Below are 18,607 nucleotides of genomic sequence, written 5' to 3'. Positions count from 1 at the left end.
CCCGCCGCGAGGAGCCCACGATGACCAGCGTCCCCAGCATGTTCGACCGCATCGGTGAGCAGGATCCCGACCGCGACTACTTCGCCACCGGCGGTACCGGCCGCTCCCACGAGTTCTACACCGGCGAGGAGCAGTTCCGCCGGGAGATGAAGGAGATCTACGGCCGTCGTTGGCTCCCCGTCGACCACGTGTCGCGGCTCGGCGACAAGGGCAGCTACACGACGCTCGACATCGGCACCGGCTCCATCCTGCTGATCCACGGCGACGAGGGTGTCCAGGCCTTCCACAACTACTGCCGGCACCGCGGCTACAAGCTCGTCGAGGAGCCGACCGGGCGGCGCCAGAGCATCGTCTGCCTCTACCACTGCTGGGTCTACGACCGGAACGGGGCGTTGAAGAGCCTCAACGGCACCTATCTGGACCACTTCTTCGACAAGGGCGAGAACGGTCTGATCCCGATCCGCACCGAGGTCCGCTTCGGTCTGGTGTTCGTCAGCTTCTCCGACGACGCCCCGGACCTCGACGACGCGCTCGCCGAGTTCGGCGAGTTCGCCCGTGCCTACGAGCTCGCCGACCTCCAGGTCGTCCAGGCCAAGGACTATCCCGTCGCGTCGAACTGGAAGCTGGTCGCCCACAACGTCAACGAGAGTCTGCACTTCCCGACCGCGCACAAGGACCTGCACCGCGTCACGGACTTCGACGACGCGGGCACCTACATGCTCGGTGGGGACCTCGTGGGTGCCTGGCAGGTCATCCGCGAGGGCTACAACTCGGTGTCCTCGACCGGACGCAGCGAGAGGCGCCCGATCCCGTCGGTTCCCGAGGGCGACCTGCAGAAGATCAACTGGATCACGATCCTCCCGAACCTGCTGTTCGGCTTCACCGCGGACTACGTGATGGCGCAGTGGGTGTGGCCGGAGAGCCCCGCGACCTGCACCGTCCGCCACTTCTGGCTCTTCCACCCGTCGGAGACCGCTCGTCCCGACTTCTCCCACGAAGCGGTCTTCGCCCTGTGGGACAAGGCCAACCACGAGGACTGGGAGCTGTGCGAGCGCACCCACCGGGGGCTGTCGAACCCGCTGTGGAGCCCCGGACAGCTCTCGCTCGACGAGGAGGTCGTGTCCCAGATCGACGCCTGGGTCGCCCGGGCCACCGACCCGGCCACCGGGGGAACGGGGACTGCGACGTGAGCGCCCGCTGCCACCTCCTGGGCGGGACGCGGGTCCTCACGCGCTGTGGTGACGCGCTGCTGGCGGCCGGGGCGACCGTCCGCGGTGTGTTCAGCGACGACCCGTTGGTCGAGGCGTGGGCGTCCGGACACGGCATCCCCTGCCGCCCGGCGTCGTCCGACCTGGTCGCCGCGCTGTCGGCCGAGCCGGCCGACTTCCTGTTCAGCATCGTCAACCAGCAGGTCCTCTCCCCCGAGGTGCTCGCACTGCCGGCGATAGCGGCGGTGAACTTCCACGACGGTCCGCTCCCGCGCTACGCCGGCAGCAACGTCGCGGCCTGGGCGGTCTTCGACGGCGCGGTCCGGCACGCGGTGACCTGGCACGTCATGGCGGAACAGGTCGACGCGGGGGCGGTGCTCGCCGAGCGGTGGTTCCCGGTACGGCCCCACGCGACCGGCCTGTCGCTCACCTGGGAGTCCACCGAGGCGGGAATCGCGCTGTTCGGCGAGATCGTCGACGACCTCGCACGGCGGTCGCTGCCGACCCCGGTCGACGTGGCCGGACGTGACCGGCGGTTCCACCCGCGCTCGGCCCGGATGGACGACGGGCTCGTCCACCCCGGCACCCCGGCCGACCGGGCGGAACGGCTGGGCCGGGCGATGGACTTCGGCTCCTTCCCGAATCCGCTGGGCATCCCGGCTGTGCTGACCGGCGCCGGGGCGGTGCTGTGCCGTCAGCTGCGCGCGGCCGCGCGGGACGCGCACCGGGCCGCTCCCGCGGTCGCCGCCGTTCTCCCGTCCTCGATCACCGTGTCCGGCACCGACGCCGACCTGGTCCTCTCGGACTTCCTCGCCCCGGACGGCAGCAGCCTGTCCGGGACCGCCGCGGCGCAACGGCTCGGGGCGGTCGTGGGCGCGCCGTTGCCGCCCGTCGACGCGCCGCGGCTCGCCGCCGTCGCCGCGACGCTCGATGCGGCGCGCCGGCACGAGACCTGGTGGCGGGACCGGCTCGACCGGATCCGTCCCCTCCCGATCGCCGCCGGCGACTTCTCCGCCGCGACGGCCCACTACACCCGGCTGCCGTTGGCCCTGGTGCCCGCCGCGCCCGAGGAGACCGCTGTCGTCGAGCAGTCCCTGTTGCGCGTGCTGTCCCGGCGCACCGGTTCCCGGAGCTTCGACGTGGCCTGGTCGACGGCCGCGGCGCAGGAGTCGGGACGGATCACCTCCCAGCTGGTGGTGGAACGCGTCCCGGTCCGCTGGGACGACTCGGACCGCCACGCCTTCGAGCGCGCCTGCGCCGAGGCCGACGAGCGGGTGGGCTACGTCGCCGACCTGGAGATCCGCGCCGGGCTCGCTCCCCGCCCGCTCGGCTCCGACCTGCCCTCCTTCACCCGGGCGGCGCTGCTGCGCCGCGAGCACGAGCAGGACGCGTCCATCGACTCGGACACCGAGGTCGCGCTGGTGTCGGTGGCGGGGACCGCCCCGCTGCTGTGCGTGCGCGCGACGTGGCTGGACGGGGCCGCCGCGCTCGAGCTGGCCGAGGAGGTCGAGGAGGCGGCCCGCCAGGCACTCGCCGGCACCGAGCCGGCCGAGCACGTCGTCGCGGTCCCCACCGCGGACCCGCAGGAGGATCCCGCACCGGCACCGACGGTGCTGGACCTGTTCGACGCCGTCGTGGCGAGCCGCCCGAACGCGGACGCCGTCCGCTGTGGAGGACGGACGCTCAGCTACACCGAGCTGGACCGCTGGGGCGACGCGGTCGCGGCCTCGCTGTACGAGGCGGGCGTCGGCCCGGGCGACGTCGTCGGGGTCCTGTCCGACCGGGGGCCCGACCTGCTGCCGGCGCTGCTCGGTGTGCTGCGCTGCGGCGCGGCGTTCCTCCCGCTCGACCCGGGATTCCCCCGGGAGCGGCTGCAGCGCTACCTGGAGGTGGCAGGGGCGGGCCCCGTCCTCGTCGACGAGGCGTGCGAAGGACTCGGCCGTGAGCTCGGCGAGGTGCGGCGCATCGGACCCGACGACGGGCGGGCGCTCGCCGTCCCGCCCGTCGTGCGACCCGGTGACCTCGCCTACGTGCTGTTCACCAGTGGTTCCACCGGTGAGCCCAAGGGCGTGGAGATCGAGCACGCCGCGCTGGGCAACTTCCTGACCGGGATCGCCGGTGTGCTGGGGAGCGCCCCCGGTGACCGCGTCCTCGCCCACACGACACTGGCGTTCGACATCTCGTTGCTGGAGCTGCTCCTGCCCCTGACCACCGGCGGCAGTGTGGTGCTCGCCTCGCGCGCCGAGGCCTCGGACCCGGCGCGGTTGTCGGGGCTGCTGGCCGACGTCGTCGTCGCCCAGGCGACCCCCAGCCTCTGGCGCATCCTGCTCGACGCCGACTGGACACCGCACCCGGATCTGACGGTGCTGTCCGGTGGCGAGGCCCTCCCCCGGTCGGTCGCCGAGAAGCTCCTGGGCGGACGAGCCCTGTGGAACCTCTACGGCCCGACCGAGGCGACCATCTGGGTCTCCTGCGCCAGGATCGACGATCCCGCCGTGATCGGCCTCGGGGCGGCCCTGCCCGGGATCGGGCTGCACGTGCTCGACGACGACCTCGCACCGGTCGCCCCAGGAGGGACCGGGCAGCTCCACCTCTCGGGTGCCGGGCTCGCCCGCGGCTACGTGAACCGCCCCGATCGCACCGCCGAGGTGTTCGTGCGAGACCCGCGCAGCGGCGCCCGGTACTACCGGACCGGTGACCTGGTCGCGGTGCATCCCGACGGCGGCCTGGAGTGGCTCGGACGGGTGGACGCACAGGTCAAGGTCCGCGGGTTCCGTATCGAGCCCGGCGAGATCGAGGCGGTGCTCGAACGCCACCCGTCGGTCGGCTCCGCGGTCGTCGTGGCGACGGCCTTCGAAGGCACCGGCGAGCCTGCGCTGACCGCCTACCTCACGACGAGGGGCGACTGCGACCGCGAGGATCTGGTCGCGGCGCTGCGGCGCGAGCTGCCCGGTTACATGATCCCCGCTGCCTTCGTCCCGATCGAGCGGTTCCCGCTCACCGGCAACGGCAAGATCGACCGGGCACGGCTGCCGGTCCCCACCCGGGACACCGTCCTGCGCGCCGGAGTCGCGCGGCCCGCGGTCGCGCCGCCGGCGGTCGAGCCCGTCCTGCCGGTCGAGACCGCCCGACCGGCAGGAGCCGTCGCAGCACCGGCCCCGGCCGATCCGGTGGCCGTGACCGGCGAGGTGCTCGGCGAGGTGCTGGGCATCGGGGCGCTGGGGGCGACCGACGGCTTCTTCGACCTGGGCGGCAACTCGATCACCGTCGTCACTGCGGCCACCGCACTCACCCGCCGGCTCGGGACCGCGGTCGGGCCGACGGACATCCTCGCGACCGGAACCCCGGCGCGACTGGCCGAGCTCCTCGGCCTGTCCGGGCCGTCCCGGGGGACGGCCGACGTCGTCGCCGGTAGGAGCACGCCTGCGCCCACCGCGGCCCACACCCCGTCACCGACGACGGACACGGGCGAGCGCGGCGTGCCGTCCGTGCCGGTGCACGACCGGCACGCGGCGGTACCTCCACGGGAGACGGCCGCCGACGAGCCGATCGCCGTGGTGGGCATGGCCTGCCGGTTCCCCGGCGCGGCCACCCCCGACGAGTTCTGGGCGTCCCTGACCGCCGGTCACGTCTCGATCGGCACGGCCCCGGTCGGGCACCGGGGCTGGGGCTCACTGTGGTCCGACGACGACCCGACCACGGCCGGCTGGCTGGCCGGCGTCGAGCTGTTCGACGCGGACCGCTTCGGGATGTCGGACCGCGAGGCCCGCCGTACCGACCCGCTGCAGCGGCTGCTGCTCACCGTCACCGCGGAGGCCGTCGAGTCGGCCGGGCACGATCCGGTGTCCCTCGGACGTCGCACCGGGGTGTTCGTCGGGACCATCGCCAGCGACTTCGGTGAGCTCGTGGCCGCCGCTGACGGCCACGCCGACCCGCACGCGGCGACCGGCTCGGCGATGGCGCTGCTCGCGAACCGGGTCTCCCACGTCTTCGACTGGACCGGCCCGAGCTTCTGCCTGGACACCGCATGCTCCTCGTCCCTGGTCGCCCTGCACCAGGCGGTGCTGCAGCTGCGCGCCCGGCAGAGCGACGCGGCCGTGGTCGCGGCGGCCAATCTCATCCTCACCCCGTCCAAGTCCCGGTCCTTCGCGCGCAACGGGATGCTCTCGCCGCGCGGCCGCTGCCGGGCGTTCGACGAGGAGGCCGACGGGTACGTCCGCGGTGAGGGCGCCGCCGCCGTCGTCCTGAAGCGGTACTCCGACGCCGTCCGTGACGGCGACGCCGTCCTGGCCGTGGTCCGCGGCGTCGCGGTGAACCACACCGGTGCCAGCACCGGATTCCTCACCGCTCCGAACGGGCCGGCCCAGACCGAGGTCGTCCGGGAGGCGCTGTCGGCCGCGGGGATCGGCCCGCACGGCATGGGCTACGTCGAGGCGCACGGCACCGGGACCCGCCTCGGCGACCTGGTCGAGCTCGAGGCACTCGGCGATGCCCTCGGCCCGGCCGCCGCAGGATCGGTGCCGATCGGCTCCGTGAAGAGCAACATCGGCCACCTGGAGCCCGCCGCGGGGCTGGCGGGTCTGATCAAGACCGTGCTGGCCCTGCAGGCCGGCACGGTTCCGGGGACGCCCGGGATCGAGACCCCGAACGCCCGTTTCCGGTTCGAGAACTCGCCGCTGTTCGTCCCGGACCGGACCGTTCCCTGGACGGGTCCCCGGGTGGCGGGGGTCAGCAGCTTCGGGTTCGGCGGGGTCAACGCACACGCGGTGCTCGCCGCCGCCCCCACCGCGGTGCACGACGACGACGTCCTCGGGCTGCTGGTGCTCTCGGCCGGGTCGGAACGTGCGCTGCACCGGCTCGCCGAGCGGTTCCTGATGCTCCTGCGGTCCGAGCACCGTCCCGCGATCGCGGCGTTGTGTGCCACCGCGCTGCGCCGTCGCCACGGTCACCACCGGTTCGCCTGCGTCGTCGACTCGGCGGAGCAGGCGGAGGACAAGCTGATGCTGTTCCTCACGGGCAACCGCGACAGTCGGTCGAGCCACACCGGGGTCACGAACCCCACGGCGGCGACGGGGACGTTCTCCGTGACCGGCGTGGACCGCACGGACCTCGACGAGGCGGCGAGGCGGTTCGTCGCGGGTGAGCACCCCGTGGTCACCGGACCCGCACGCACGGTGCGGATCCCGACGGTGCCCCTGGAGGAGCGCCACCTCTGGATGGAACGTCCGGCCGCGGCCCCCGCCACGATCACCGCAACGGCGCGGCGCGGGGGGCCGGCCCATCCCGGCGCGGCCCTGGGTGCCGTCGGATCGTTGTTCGGTGGGCTCCGCGAACGGGAGTGGACCGACCTCCCCGAGGCCGAGGGTCACGTGGTGCTGGGGTCCCGGGTGCTGCCGGGCGCGGCGTACCCGCAGAAGGTCGTGGACCTGCGCGGAGGGCTGCCCCTCGCGCTGCAGGACATGACGTTCCGGGCCGTGGTCAGCCCTCCCACCGGTCTGACCGGGCGGCTCGAGGACGGGGCCGTCCGGTTCCGCGACGACGCCGGGGTCCTGGTGTGCGACGCCCGGCTGCTCGACACCGTCCCGGCGCGGCCGGTCGTCCCGGCCCCGTCCGACGGTGTCCCGGCCGATGTCGCCGCGTTCCATCTCGACCTGGAGCGGCACGGACTGCACTACGGCGAGCGGTTCCGCTGCCTGCACACACTCGTCGTCGGCGACGGGGTCGCCTCCGGCGAGCTCGCGCGGGTCGGCGACGGCACCGCGGCCCTCGAACCGACCCTCATCGACGGCGCCTTCCAGGTCGCGCTCGCCGCCTGCGGCACGTCGGGCCTCTACGTGCCGTTCTCCGTGCAGCGGCTGGCCGTGTACGGGCCGCTGCCCTCGCGGGTCACCGTGCACGCACGACGGGTCGACCGCGGCACCGGGGAGGACCGCACCGTCACCGCGGACATCACCGTCAGCGCGGACGGGCAGGTGCTCCTGCGGGCCGAGCGGGTCACCTGGACCCGCCTCACCGCGACGGAGGGCACCGCACCCGGGAGCGACGCGACCGGGTCGGCCGCGGACGGTCCGGGTCCCGGCGGGACGACCGTGCCGCCACGGGCACCCGCGACGAACGGGGCACCGGCCGCCGGTCCGGTGCGGGACACCGGCGGAGGGAGCCGGGTGCCCGCGGGCGCGCGGGACCTCGGGACCGCTGTGGCGGAGTGGGTCGCCCGGGCGTTGGAGGTCGATCCCGCCGAGATCGAGCCCGACCGGCCGCTGCAGGACCTCGGCCTCGACTCGATGCTGGCCGTGTCCGTCGCCCAGGACCTGCGGGACCGGCTCGGTGTGGCCCTTCCGATGACGCTGGTGCTGGAGGTCGGCACGCTGGACGGGCTGGTGCGGGAGCTGGCCGAGGTCTACGGCGTGACGTCCGCGCCCGGGTCCGTCGGCGACGCCGGGGCCGACGGCGGAGCCGGGACCGGTGGGGCCGCCGGGTCGGATCGCACACCGCCTCCGACGCCGGTCGACCCGCCGGTCGCCGCGCCACCGGATCCCGCGCCGCCGGCCCCCGCCCCGGCGGCCCGGAGCACCGGGCAGGGTCCGCGAGGTCCGGTGTCCGACGACCGCGACCTGCACGACATCGCGATCATCGGCGTCGACGGGGTGTTCCCGGGTGCCGGGGACGTCGACCGGCTGTGGGACGTGCTCGTCGAGGGCCGCGACTGCCTACGCGAGGTACCCGCAGACCGTTGGAACCTCGACGAATACTACGCGACCGACTCGACCCCCGGCACCGTCTACCTGCGCCGTGCGGGGTTCGTCGACGACCTGGAGGGGTTCGACGCGTCGTTCTTCCGGGTCGCACCGGCCGACGCGGGCTGGATGGACCCACAACAGCGTCACCTGATCCAGTCGGCCTGGCGGGCGCTGGAGGACGCCGGTCTGTCGGGGCGTACCGCGGACACCACCGTCGGCGTCTACGTCGGCGCCAGCTACCAGCACTACCGCGACCAGGTCGTGGGTGACGTGGTCCAGACCGCCGCCGGGCTCGGCAACCACAACGCCATGCTGGCGAACCGCGTGAGCTGGTTCATGGACCTGCACGGTCCCAGCATGACCATCGACACGCTCTGTTCGTCCTCGCTGGTCGCCCTGCACACCGCCGTCCGCAGCCTGCGTGAGGGCGAGTGCGGCATCGCGCTCGTCGCCGGGGTCCACATGGCCCTGTCGCCGCAGTACTTCCAGCTCGGCTCGCGTCTGCGGTCGTTCTCCCCCACCGGGTCGTCACGGGCGTTCGACGACGGCGCCGACGGCTTCGTCCCGGGAGAGGGTGTGGTCACCGTGGTGCTCAAGCCGCTGCGCGACGCACTCGCCGACGGGGACCCCGTCCACGCCGTCGTCACCGGCACCGCGGTCAACCACGGCGGCCGGGCCGCCGGGCTGACGGTGCCCACCACCAACGCCCAGCGCGACGTCGTCGACGCCGCCCTGCGCGACGCCGGCGTGTCCCCGGACTCCATCTCGCTGGTGGAGGCGCACGGCACCGGGACCGGGCTGGGCGACCCCATCGAGATCGACGGGCTGACCCGGGCATGGCGCCGGCACACCGACCGCCGCCAGTTCTGCGCGATCGGCTCGGTCAAGTCGAACATCGGCCATCTCGAGCCTGCCGCTGGCCTGGCCGGGCTCGTCAAGATCCTGCTCGCCCTCGAACACCGGACGATCCCCGCGACCCTCAACCTCGCCCGGCCGAACGACCACATCCGGTTCGAGGACACCCCGTTCTTCCCCGTGGTCGCCCCCCTGCCCTGGAACCGGGACGAGCGGCCCCGTCGGGCAGCGCTGTCCGCGTTCGGGATGGGCGGGGTCAACGCCCACGTCATCATCGAGGAGCCGCCGGCGCGCACCGCCCCCCTGCGTCCGGGCGAGCGGTCCGACGGTTCGCACCTGCTGCGGGTCACGGCGCCGACCGAGGACGGTCTGCGTGCCGTGGCCGCGGCCTACGCCGGCCATCTGCGGGCCCGGCCCGCCGACCGGGTCGACGACGTCGCTCGTACCGCCAACACCGGGCGGGCGGGGCACGGGCTGCGGCTGCTGCTGCATGCCCGCGGCCGGGACGGGATGGTCGCCGCCCTGGACTCCGTCGCCGAGGGTCGGGGGCCCGTGCCGGCACGTGCCCGCCGCGCGCGCACCCCGGTCACCTTCGCCTTCACCGGCCAGGGGGCCCAGTGGCCGGGTATGGCCCGGGAGCTCCGCCGGTCCGAACCGATCTGCGCGGCGGTGCTCGACGAGTGCGCCGCGGTCCTGCGCGGTCACCTCGACGTGCCGTTGGAGACCCTCCTGGAGGAGGATCCCCTCGTCGGGACCGACCGGGCCCAGCCCGCGATCGTGGCGACCCAGGTCGCCCTGGTCACGCTGCTCCGCAGCTGGGGTGTCCACCCCGACGCGGTCGTCGGTCACAGCGTCGGTGAGCTGACGGCCGCCTGGGCCGCGGGCGTGCTGGACCTGCCCGACCTCATGCGGGCCACCGCCCTGCGCGGACGGCTGATGGCCTCCGCGCCCGGGCCCGGCGCGATGGCCGTCGTCCGCGGTGACGTCGACACCGCGCGGGAGGCTATCGCGGCCCATCCGGACCTGGAGATCGCGGCCGACAACGGTCCCGGTGCGACGACCGTCGCGGGCCCGGCCGTCGCGATGGCCGCGTTCCTGGACTCGGGCACGGTGCGGGCCACCGCGCTGCCCGTCGCGCACGCCTTCCACTCGGCGGCGATGGCCGGCGTCGTCGGCCCGTTCGCCGACCATCTCGCGGGACTGGCGCTGCAGCCGCCGTCGATCCCGTTCGCCTCGACCGCGAGCGGGCGGCTGCACACCCCCGGGACCGCCACCGACCCGGCCTCCTACGCGGGAGCGGTCCGTGCTCCGGTCCTGTTCGGACCGGCGGCGGCGGAGCTCGACGCCCGTGTCCCGGACGAGCAGGACCACGTCTGGTGGGAGATCGGTCCACAACCCGCGCTGCTCCCGCTGCTGCGCCGGATCGCCTCCCCGCGCGACGGGCGGACCCGGTTCCGCTCCACGCTGCGCCGGGAGGAGGGCACGGCACCGCTGCACCGTGCCCTGGCCGACCACCACGACGAGACCGACGCGACGCTGGACCCGGCTGCCCACCACCGGGGCAAGCCGCACGTCGGCGTGCGGATCCCGACCTATCCGTTCGCCCGCATCCGGCACTCCGCCCTGCCCGACGCGTCCGTGGTGGGCGCCCCGGGCGACGGCGCCGCGGTAGCGGCCGGCCACCCCTTCCTCGACGGACGTTCCGGAGGCCTGGCGTCATGACCGACTCGCAGCTGCTCCAGCTGACCCTCACCGAGGCCGACCCGCTGGTCGGCGAGCATCGCAAGGACGGCAGGGCGCTGCTCCCGGCCGCCGTGCAGATCGAGCTGGCGCTGGTCGCCGCGGGCGGCACCGAGCTGCGGGGCGTGTCGTTCCGCAGGCCGGTCGTGGTGCCGCCGGACGCGCCGACGACGGTGCGGGTCGTCCGCTCCGGTGCGGGCGCCGGGTCCGTGCAGCTCCTGGCGGACGGGACGAGCGGACCGGTCGGGGCGGCGACCCCGGCCGCCGCCGCGTCGCCGCCCGGCACGGCACCACCCGCCGTGGCCGGTACGGCCTGGGACCCGCACCTGGTGTACGCGGCCTGGTCGGGAGCCGGCCTGGAGTACGGACCCTCCTACCGCACGCTGACCTCACTGGTCGTCGGTGAGGGGGCGGCGGAAGCCGTGCTGCACAGCGCGGACGCCCGTCCGTGGATCGGGCACCCCCTGCTTCTCGACGGGGTGCTGCAGCTGTCGTCGGTGGTCCTGCAGGAGGCGACGGCGCCGGGAGGACTGCGCCCGCTGTACCCGGTCGGGGTGGACCGGCTCGTGGTGCACGCACCCCTGCGTGGTCCGGAGGTGTCGGTCCGCGCGTGGCGCACTGCGCCGGCCGAGCACGGGACGGGCCGCTGTAACGCCGTGGTCCTCGACGGGACCGGCCGGGTCGTGGCCGAGCTGGTGGGGCTGCGGATGCGTGGGGTCCCCATGACGGCCGCAGCACCGTCGGAGGCCGTCACGGCCAGGACGCCGGTCCCTGCTCCTGCTCCTGCTCCTGCTCCGATGAGGGTTCTGCGCTGGTCGCCGTCCGGACCCGGTTCCGCACCGGCACCCGGCGGCCGCTGGGTGGTCCTGCACCACGGCGGCCCACGGTCCCCCGGTGCCGAGGCCGCCGCTGCGTTGCGGGCGGCCGGCTCCCGGGTGGACGAGGTCGCGGACGGGATCCCCGACCTCGACGGGCTCACCCGCCTCTGGGACGAGGCAGCTGCCGGCCGGCTGGACGGAGTCGTCATGGCGACCGCGGTCGGGGACCCCGCCGACGACGGGGAGCGGGACCTTCTCGATGCATTGCACGTCGTCCGGTCCCTCACCGAGCGTCGCCGGAAGGGACTGCGGCTCGTCGTGCTCACCGAGCGGGCCGCCGCGGCGGCCCCGGGCGACCGGCCCGACCCCGGCCGCGCGTCGGTCTGGGGGTTGCTGCGGACCGCGGCCGTCGAGTACCCCGGGCTGTCGCTGCGGATGATCGATCTCGCCGGCACCGGGACCGTGGGTGCCGATGATCTGGGGATCGGCCCGGCCGAGAGCGCGATCCGGGGCGGGGCACGACTGTGCCCCGCCTGGGAACCGCTGCCCGCCGGGCCCGGGACCGCCCTGCCGGTCCGGGCCGACGGCGCCTACCTCGTGCTCGGCGGGCACGGCGGGCTCGGGCTCGCCGTGGCGGAACGGTTCGCCCGTGACGGCGCCGGCGAGATCCACCTGGTGAGCCGGTCGGGGGGCTCGCGGCTCGCCCCGTCGGCGACCACCGCGATCGCCGCACACGGTGCCCTCGTCCGGTCGCACGCGGTGGACGTCGCAGTACCCGGCGCCCTCGCCGAGCTCGTCGCCGGACTGGGCGGGCGGCCCCTGCGCGGAGTCGTGCACGCGGCGGGGGTGCTGCGCGACGGCCTGCTGCGGGGTGTCTCCCCCGGGGACCTGCGCTCGGTGGTCGCGCCCAAGGCCGACGGTCTGCGCGAGCTCGTCGCCGCCGTCGACGGGGTCGAGCTGGACCTCGCGGTGCTGTTCGGGTCGGTGTCGGGCGCGTTCGGCAACCTCGGGCAGGCCGGGTACGCCGCGGCGAACGCCCACCTCGACGGTGCCGCCCACCTGCTCGGCGCACCGTGGATCAGCATCGACTGGGGGCTGTGGGGCGAGATCGGGATGGGTGTGGAGGTCGCCGCGCAGCTCCGCCGTCGGGGGGTGGAGCCGCTGGGCACGGTCGAGGGACTCGACGCGCTGACCGCCGCGGTCCTGCCCGGCGAACGACAGGTAGTGGTGGCCCACCCCGACCGAGCAACCGGTACCGAGGAGGTCCGTCCCGACGCGCCCCCGGCCGCGTCGGCCCGCCCGGCCGATCCGAGCCCGGCACCGCCGCCGGACGCCGGCACCGACCCGCTCACCGCCGAGGTCACCGCTGCGCTGGTCGACCGCCTGGGTGTCGAGGACCTGGCCCCCGACACCTCGTTCGCCGAGTTCGGCATGGACTCGATCACGAGCGTCGAGCTGACCGAGGCCCTCGGTGCGCGCTGGGGCCTGACCCTGCCCCCCACGCTCTTCCTGGAGCATCCCGACGTGCGCGGCGTCGTCGACGCGCTCCGCGACCGGCACGGCGTCGCACCGGCATCCGGAGTCCCCACACCGGACCCCGCTCCCGCGACCGCCACCGATGTCTCCCGGGCCGGACGGCCCGAGCCACGGCGGGAGCCGCCCGAGGGCGCGATCGCCGTCGTCGCGGTGTCCGGCGACCTGCCCGGCGCCGAGGACCTCGACGACTTCTGGGCGATGCTGCGGCGGGGCGACGACGCCTTCGGCCCCGTCCCGGCCGACCGTTTCGACATCGGCGAGGTCCTGCAGGACCGGGACACCGCCACGACCGGCACCTACTGCGGCAACGGCGCGTTCGTCCGCGACATCGACCGTCTCGACCCGCGGTTCTTCGAGCTCGCCGTCCGTGAGGTCGCCGAGATGGACCCGCAGCAGAAGCTGCTGCTGGAGCACGCCTGGTCGGTCGTGCAGGAAGGCGGAGCGGCGGACCGGCGCGACGTCGGTGTGTTCGTCGGGGCCACCTACACCCACCACCGTGACGCGGCCGGCCTCGACCGGGTCGGGCCGCACACCGCCCTGGGCTCGATGAACGCGTTGCTCGCCAACCGGATCTCCTACGCGCTCGACCTGACCGGGCCCTCGATGACCGTGGACACGCTGTGCTCGTCCTCGCTCGTCGCCCTGGAGCAGGCGGTGTCGGCGCTGCGGGCCGGCCGGTGCTCGACCGCCGTCGTCGCTGCCTGCCACGTCGGTCTCACCTCGTGGTACTACCGCAGTCTCAGCCGCCTCGGCGCGCTCTCCGCGGACCTGCCGCGCCCGTTCGACGCCGCGGCCGACGGGTTCGTCCCCGGCGAGGGTGCGGTGGCAGTCCTGCTCCGGCCGCTGGCCGACGCGCTCCGCGACGGCGACCACGTCTGGGGGGTCATCCGTGGGGTCGCCACCAACCACGGAGGTCGTGCGGGCGCCCTCTCAGTCCCGCGCAGCGCTGCGCAGGCCGACGTACTGCGGGCCGCACTCGCCGACGCCGGGCTCTCCCCGTCGTCGGTGGACCACGTGGAGACCCACGGAACGGCGACCCCGCTCGGCGACCCGATCGAGATCGCCGCACTGGCCGAGGTGTTCGGGCCGGACCGGGCCGCACCGGTGCTGCTCGGCGCGCTGAAGGGCAACATCGGGCACCTCGAACCGGCCAGCGGGCTCGCCTCCCTGGTCAAGGTGCTGCTGTCCCTGCGTCACGGCGAGATCCCGCCCGTCGCCGGACACCGTGGGCCCGGCGAGCGGCTCCGACTGCCCGCGGGCGTGCTGGCGATCCCCACCGCGTCGACCGCCTGGCCGGCCGGCGACCGGCCCCGACGGGCCGGGATCAGCGCGTTCGGCATGGGCGGCACCAATGCCCACGTCGTCGTCGAGGACTGGCCGGCGCCCGTCGCGACCGTTCACGACCCGGGCGCGGCCGGCGTCCTGCACGTGTCCGCGCACACGCCGGAGGCGTTGACCCGGCGCCTCACCGACCTGCTCGCCGCCGTGCACGACGGCCTCGACCCCGGAGTACTGCACACCTCGGCCGGGGTGGGCCGCAGGCACCTGGCGCTGCGGGTGGCGGTCGTCGCCCGCGGTGCCGAGGAGCTGGCCGACGGGCTGCGCCGCGCGCTCGGGTGCGGGCCGGGGTCCGTCGTGCACCCCGACGGGGCGGACGACACCGTCGCAGGACTCGTGCAGACCGCCCGGGTCTGGGTCGACGGCGGCCCCCGCGGCCCCCTCGGCCCGGGTGCCGCCGCGCGGCGTGCGCCACTGCCGTCCTACCCGTTCCGTACGCCGGCGACCCCCTCTCCGTCCACCGCCCCCGACCCGGCCGGAGCCGCCGCGCTGATCGCGGGACACGAGGTCTTCGGGCTGCCGACGGTGCCCGCGGCGCTGCTGCTGTCCCTGGGCCTCGACCGGGCCCCGGTGCTGCGTGACGTGGAGTTCCCCGCCCGAGGGACGGCGACGTCCCTGCCCGAGCACGACCTGGACGACACCATCGACGGTGCGGTCGCGACCCTGCACCAGCAGGGCCGGGTGATCGCCCGGCTGCGTCCGGAGCCCGGTCCGACGCAGGTGCCTGCACCCGACGTGACACCGTGCCCCCGCGTGCTCGACCCCGCCGGGCTGTACGCGTGGTTCGACACCCACGGCACCCGGTATGCGCCGGCACTGCGCCGCATCGGCGGTGTCCGGCACGGCGAGGGGGCGGTCGCCGCCGATCTGCTGCCGGGGGCGGTACCGGCGACCGACCGGGTCACCGCCGTCGACGCGGCGCTGCAAGCCATGGCGGTGCTGACCCTGGGAGATCCCACACTGTCCGACACCGCCCTCCTTCCGGTGGGCATCGGCCGGGTCACCGCGACCGGTGATCCCGCCGAGGCGCTCTCGCTCCGGTTGCGCTCGCGAGGGTGGCAGGACGGCACGCACGTCGCCGATGCGTGGCTGCTGGGCGTCGACGGCCCGGTCCTCGTCCTCGAGGGCATCCGGTTCCGACCGGTGGCCGGCGCCGGCGGAGCATCACCGCCCGCGGACGCCCCCGGGACGTCGCTCACTCCGGAGGGTCTGCTGGAGATCCTGCGCGGGGTCCTCGCCGACCCCTCGGTCACGGTGACCACGCCGCTGTCCGCGGTGGGGATGGACTCCCTGCTCGCCGGCGAGATCGCGGCCGAGATCGGGGCTGCCGCGGGCACCCCGGTGTCGGCGGTCGAGGTACTCGCCGCCCGCGACGGCCGTGCCCTCGCCGACGCGCTCGGGCTCGAGGTCGGCCCGTCCGCCACCCGGGAGGACGCCGCCCTCCGGTCCACCCACCCGGACCGCGCGGACGAGCAGTCCCTCGCTCCCCTGACCGCGGACCCCGCGCTCGTCGAGGCGGTGGAGGAGACGGTGGCCCCCGCGGTGTCCGCGCGCAGGCGGCCACCCGTCGCACCGTCGGGGGACCGCCACGACATCGCCGTCATCGGCCTCGCGGGTGTCCTGCCCGGTGCCGACGACATCGACAGCCTGTGGCCGTTGCTGCGGGACGGGAGCGATGCCCTGCGCCCGGCGCCCGCGGATCGGTGGGACCGGCCGGACCGGCCGGTCGGCGGGTTCGTCGACGGCGTCGCCGGCTTCGACGCCGACCTGTTCGGACTTCACCCGCGCCAGGCCCGCCTGCTCGACCCGCAGGCACGGTGGCTGCTGCGCACGGCCTGGCAGGCGTGGGAGTCGGCCGGCGTCGACCCGACCTCCGCACCCCGCCGGACCGGGGTCTTCGTCGGTGCCAGCTACCAGCACTACCGCGAGTTCAACGTGGACCGTGAGCTGGACGCCGCCGCGGGCCTGGGGAACCACAACGCCTTCCTGGCGAACCGGGTCAGCTGGTTCTTCGACCTGCACGGCCCGAGCCTCACCGTGGACACCCTGTGCTCGTCGTCGCTGGTCGCGCTGCACACCGCCGTGCGCAGCCTGCGCGACGGCGAGTGCGACCACGCCGTCGTCGGTGGGGTGCGGCTCGCACTGTCGCCGCTGCACTACACGGCGATGACCAACCTGGGGGCGCTGTCCCCCAGCGGATCCCCCCGGGCGTTCGACCAGGACGCCGACGGGTTCGTCCCCGGGGAGGGCGCCGTGACCGTCGTCCTCCGACCGCTCCACGACGCACTCGCCGACGGCGACCCGGTGCACGCCGTCATCACCGGCACCGCGGTCAACCACGGCGGCCGGACGTCCGGTCTGACCGTGCCTGCGGTGTCGGGGCAGCAGGAGGTGATCACCGCGGCGCTGCGCGATGCCGGCGTGTCCCCCGACACCATCAGCTACCTCGAGGCCCACGGCACCGGGACCGCCCTCGGCGACCCGGTCGAGATCGACGCGCTCACCCGGGCGTGGGCCCCCCACACCACCCGGCGGCAGTACTGTGCGATCGGGTCGGTCAAGACGAACATCGGTCATCTCGAGCCGGCCGCGGGACTCGCGGGACTCGCCAAGATCATCCTCGCTCTCCGGCACGACACCCTTCCGCCCACCCGCAACCTGGACCGCCCCAACGAGCACATCCGCTTCGAGCGCACGCCCTTCCACCCCCTCCTCACCCCCACCCCCTGGCGCCGCAACGGCACCCCCCGCCGCGCCGCTCTCTCGGCCTTCGGCATGGGCGGCGTCAACGCCCACGTCGTCATCGAGGAGCCGCCGCCGATCGGGCCGCGCACGCCGGTCCCGCCCCGGGAACACGCGTTGCGGATCTCAGCGGCGACCGAGGAGGGCGTACGCCGACTGGCTCGTTCCTACGCCGACCGGATCGGCGAGACCGGCGACGACACCGGAGACGACACCGACCTCGCCGACGTCGTGCACACCGCCAACACCGGACGCGCCGAGCTCTCCCACCGCGCCGCCGTCGCCGGTGGGTCCGCGACCGAGCTGCGCGCCGGGCTGCTGGCAGTGGCCGACGGGACCGCCCCGGTGGTGTGCGGCGGGGGCGCTCCGCCACCGGTGGCGCCACGGGACCCGGCGGACCTGGTCGCCGCGGCACTGACCGGTGCCGACGGGCTGGACTGGTCGCTGTTCTCGGCACCGACCGCACGGCGGACCGCGGTGCCCGGTTACCCCTTCGCCGACGAGGACCACTGGAACACGGTCGGCCGGCCGCCGCAGGACCCGGTGATCGCACCGTCCGCCGCCCGTCCGGTGTGGCGCACGGCGTGCGTCCCGCCGGCCAGGCCCCCGGCCGGACTGTCCGTCTTCGTCGACGGGGGAACCGTCCCGCGGGAGACCCTGATCGCCCGACTCGTCTCCGACGGCTGCGTCCCCGCGACCGAGCTGTCCACCGCCGACGCCGTGGTCGTGCTCGACGACCCGGATTCCACCACGGCCACGTTCTGGGACCGGCTGCGCGGCGTCGCCGCCGGCCTGCGGACCGGCGCGGCCTGTCTGTGGGTGCTGCACGGCGCCGCGGCCGTCGGGTCGCAGGAGAGGCCCGAGCTGCGACCGTGGTCGGTCGCGCGCGGCGCCGCCGTACGCGCGGCGGCCGCGGAACGAGGCTGGTCGGCGGCCAGCGTGGACGTCCGGGTCGACGATCCCCGGGCGGCCAAGGCGCTGCCCGGCGAGCTGTACTCGCTGGTGACCGGGCAACCCGCCGAACCGGAGGAGCGGGCGCTGCGGTCCGGTGATCGTCTGCAGCGCAGCCACGAGCCGCTCCCGGAACCGACCCCCCGCGACGCCGACGCGTCCGGCTTCCACCTGGTCCTCGGCGGTCACGGAGCGGTGGGCCGCGAGCTCGTCGCGGCGCTGGCCGACCACGGGGCACGGGCGATCGGGGTGGTCGGCCGTTCGGCCGTCGAGCCGCCGACCGTCCCCGGTGCGGAGGTGGCCTGCGACCGCGCCGACGTGACCGACCCGGACGGGCTCGACGCCGTCGTGGCCCGGTTCGTCGAGCGGTGGGGGCCCCTGCGCGGGATCGTCCACTGCTCCGGGGTGGTGAACCCGGTGGGGGCGCTCACCCGCCGGAGCCCCGCGGACGCCGAACGGGTGCTCGCCCCGAAGTGCGTCGGTTCCGACGTGGTCGTCGCGCTCGCCCGCCGGCACGCCGCACGCTGGGTCGTACTGGTGTCGTCCATCGCGGGCTGGCTCCCGGAGGCGGGTCGCGGGGTGGTCGACTACGCCGCCGCGAACGCCTACCAGCTCGCGCTGGCCGAACGGGAGGACGGCCCGTCCCTGCGGGTGACCGCACACGCCTGGCCCGACTAGA

At 75.2% G+C, this 18,607-nt stretch carries 3 protein-coding genes; all 3 read left to right on the top strand.

Annotated features, from left to right (window positions below):
- The first annotated feature begins 20 nt into the window (after positions 1 to 20).
- Genes Ae717Ps2_RS11350 through Ae717Ps2_RS11340 form a run of 3 tightly spaced genes read left to right on the top strand, consistent with a single transcriptional unit; the run spans position 21 to position 18,606 of the window.
- The gene (locus tag Ae717Ps2_RS11350; RefSeq protein ID WP_139318734.1) at positions 21 to 1,190 is read left to right on the top strand and encodes an SRPBCC family protein; all 1,170 of its coding nucleotides are present in this window, start codon (positions 21 to 23) and stop codon (positions 1,188 to 1,190) included.
- Complete coding sequence (locus Ae717Ps2_RS11345; RefSeq protein ID WP_075333350.1) at positions 1,187 to 10,525, top strand: type I polyketide synthase; 9,339 nt, start codon at positions 1,187 to 1,189, stop codon at positions 10,523 to 10,525. The genes Ae717Ps2_RS11350 and Ae717Ps2_RS11345 overlap by 4 nt, the downstream gene beginning before the upstream one ends.
- Complete coding sequence (locus Ae717Ps2_RS11340; protein ID WP_075333349.1) at positions 10,522 to 18,606, top strand: SDR family NAD(P)-dependent oxidoreductase; 8,085 nt, start codon at positions 10,522 to 10,524, stop codon at positions 18,604 to 18,606. Before Ae717Ps2_RS11345 ends, Ae717Ps2_RS11340 begins: the two co-directional genes overlap by 4 nt.
- The last annotated feature ends 1 nt before the right edge of the window (position 18,607 follow it).

The organism is Pseudonocardia sp. Ae717_Ps2, from assembly GCF_001932475.1.
Lineage (GTDB): Bacteria > Actinomycetota > Actinomycetes > Mycobacteriales > Pseudonocardiaceae > Pseudonocardia.
The sequence above is the reverse complement of the archived record's forward strand: the minus strand, read 5'-3'. Positions and strand labels throughout refer to the sequence as shown.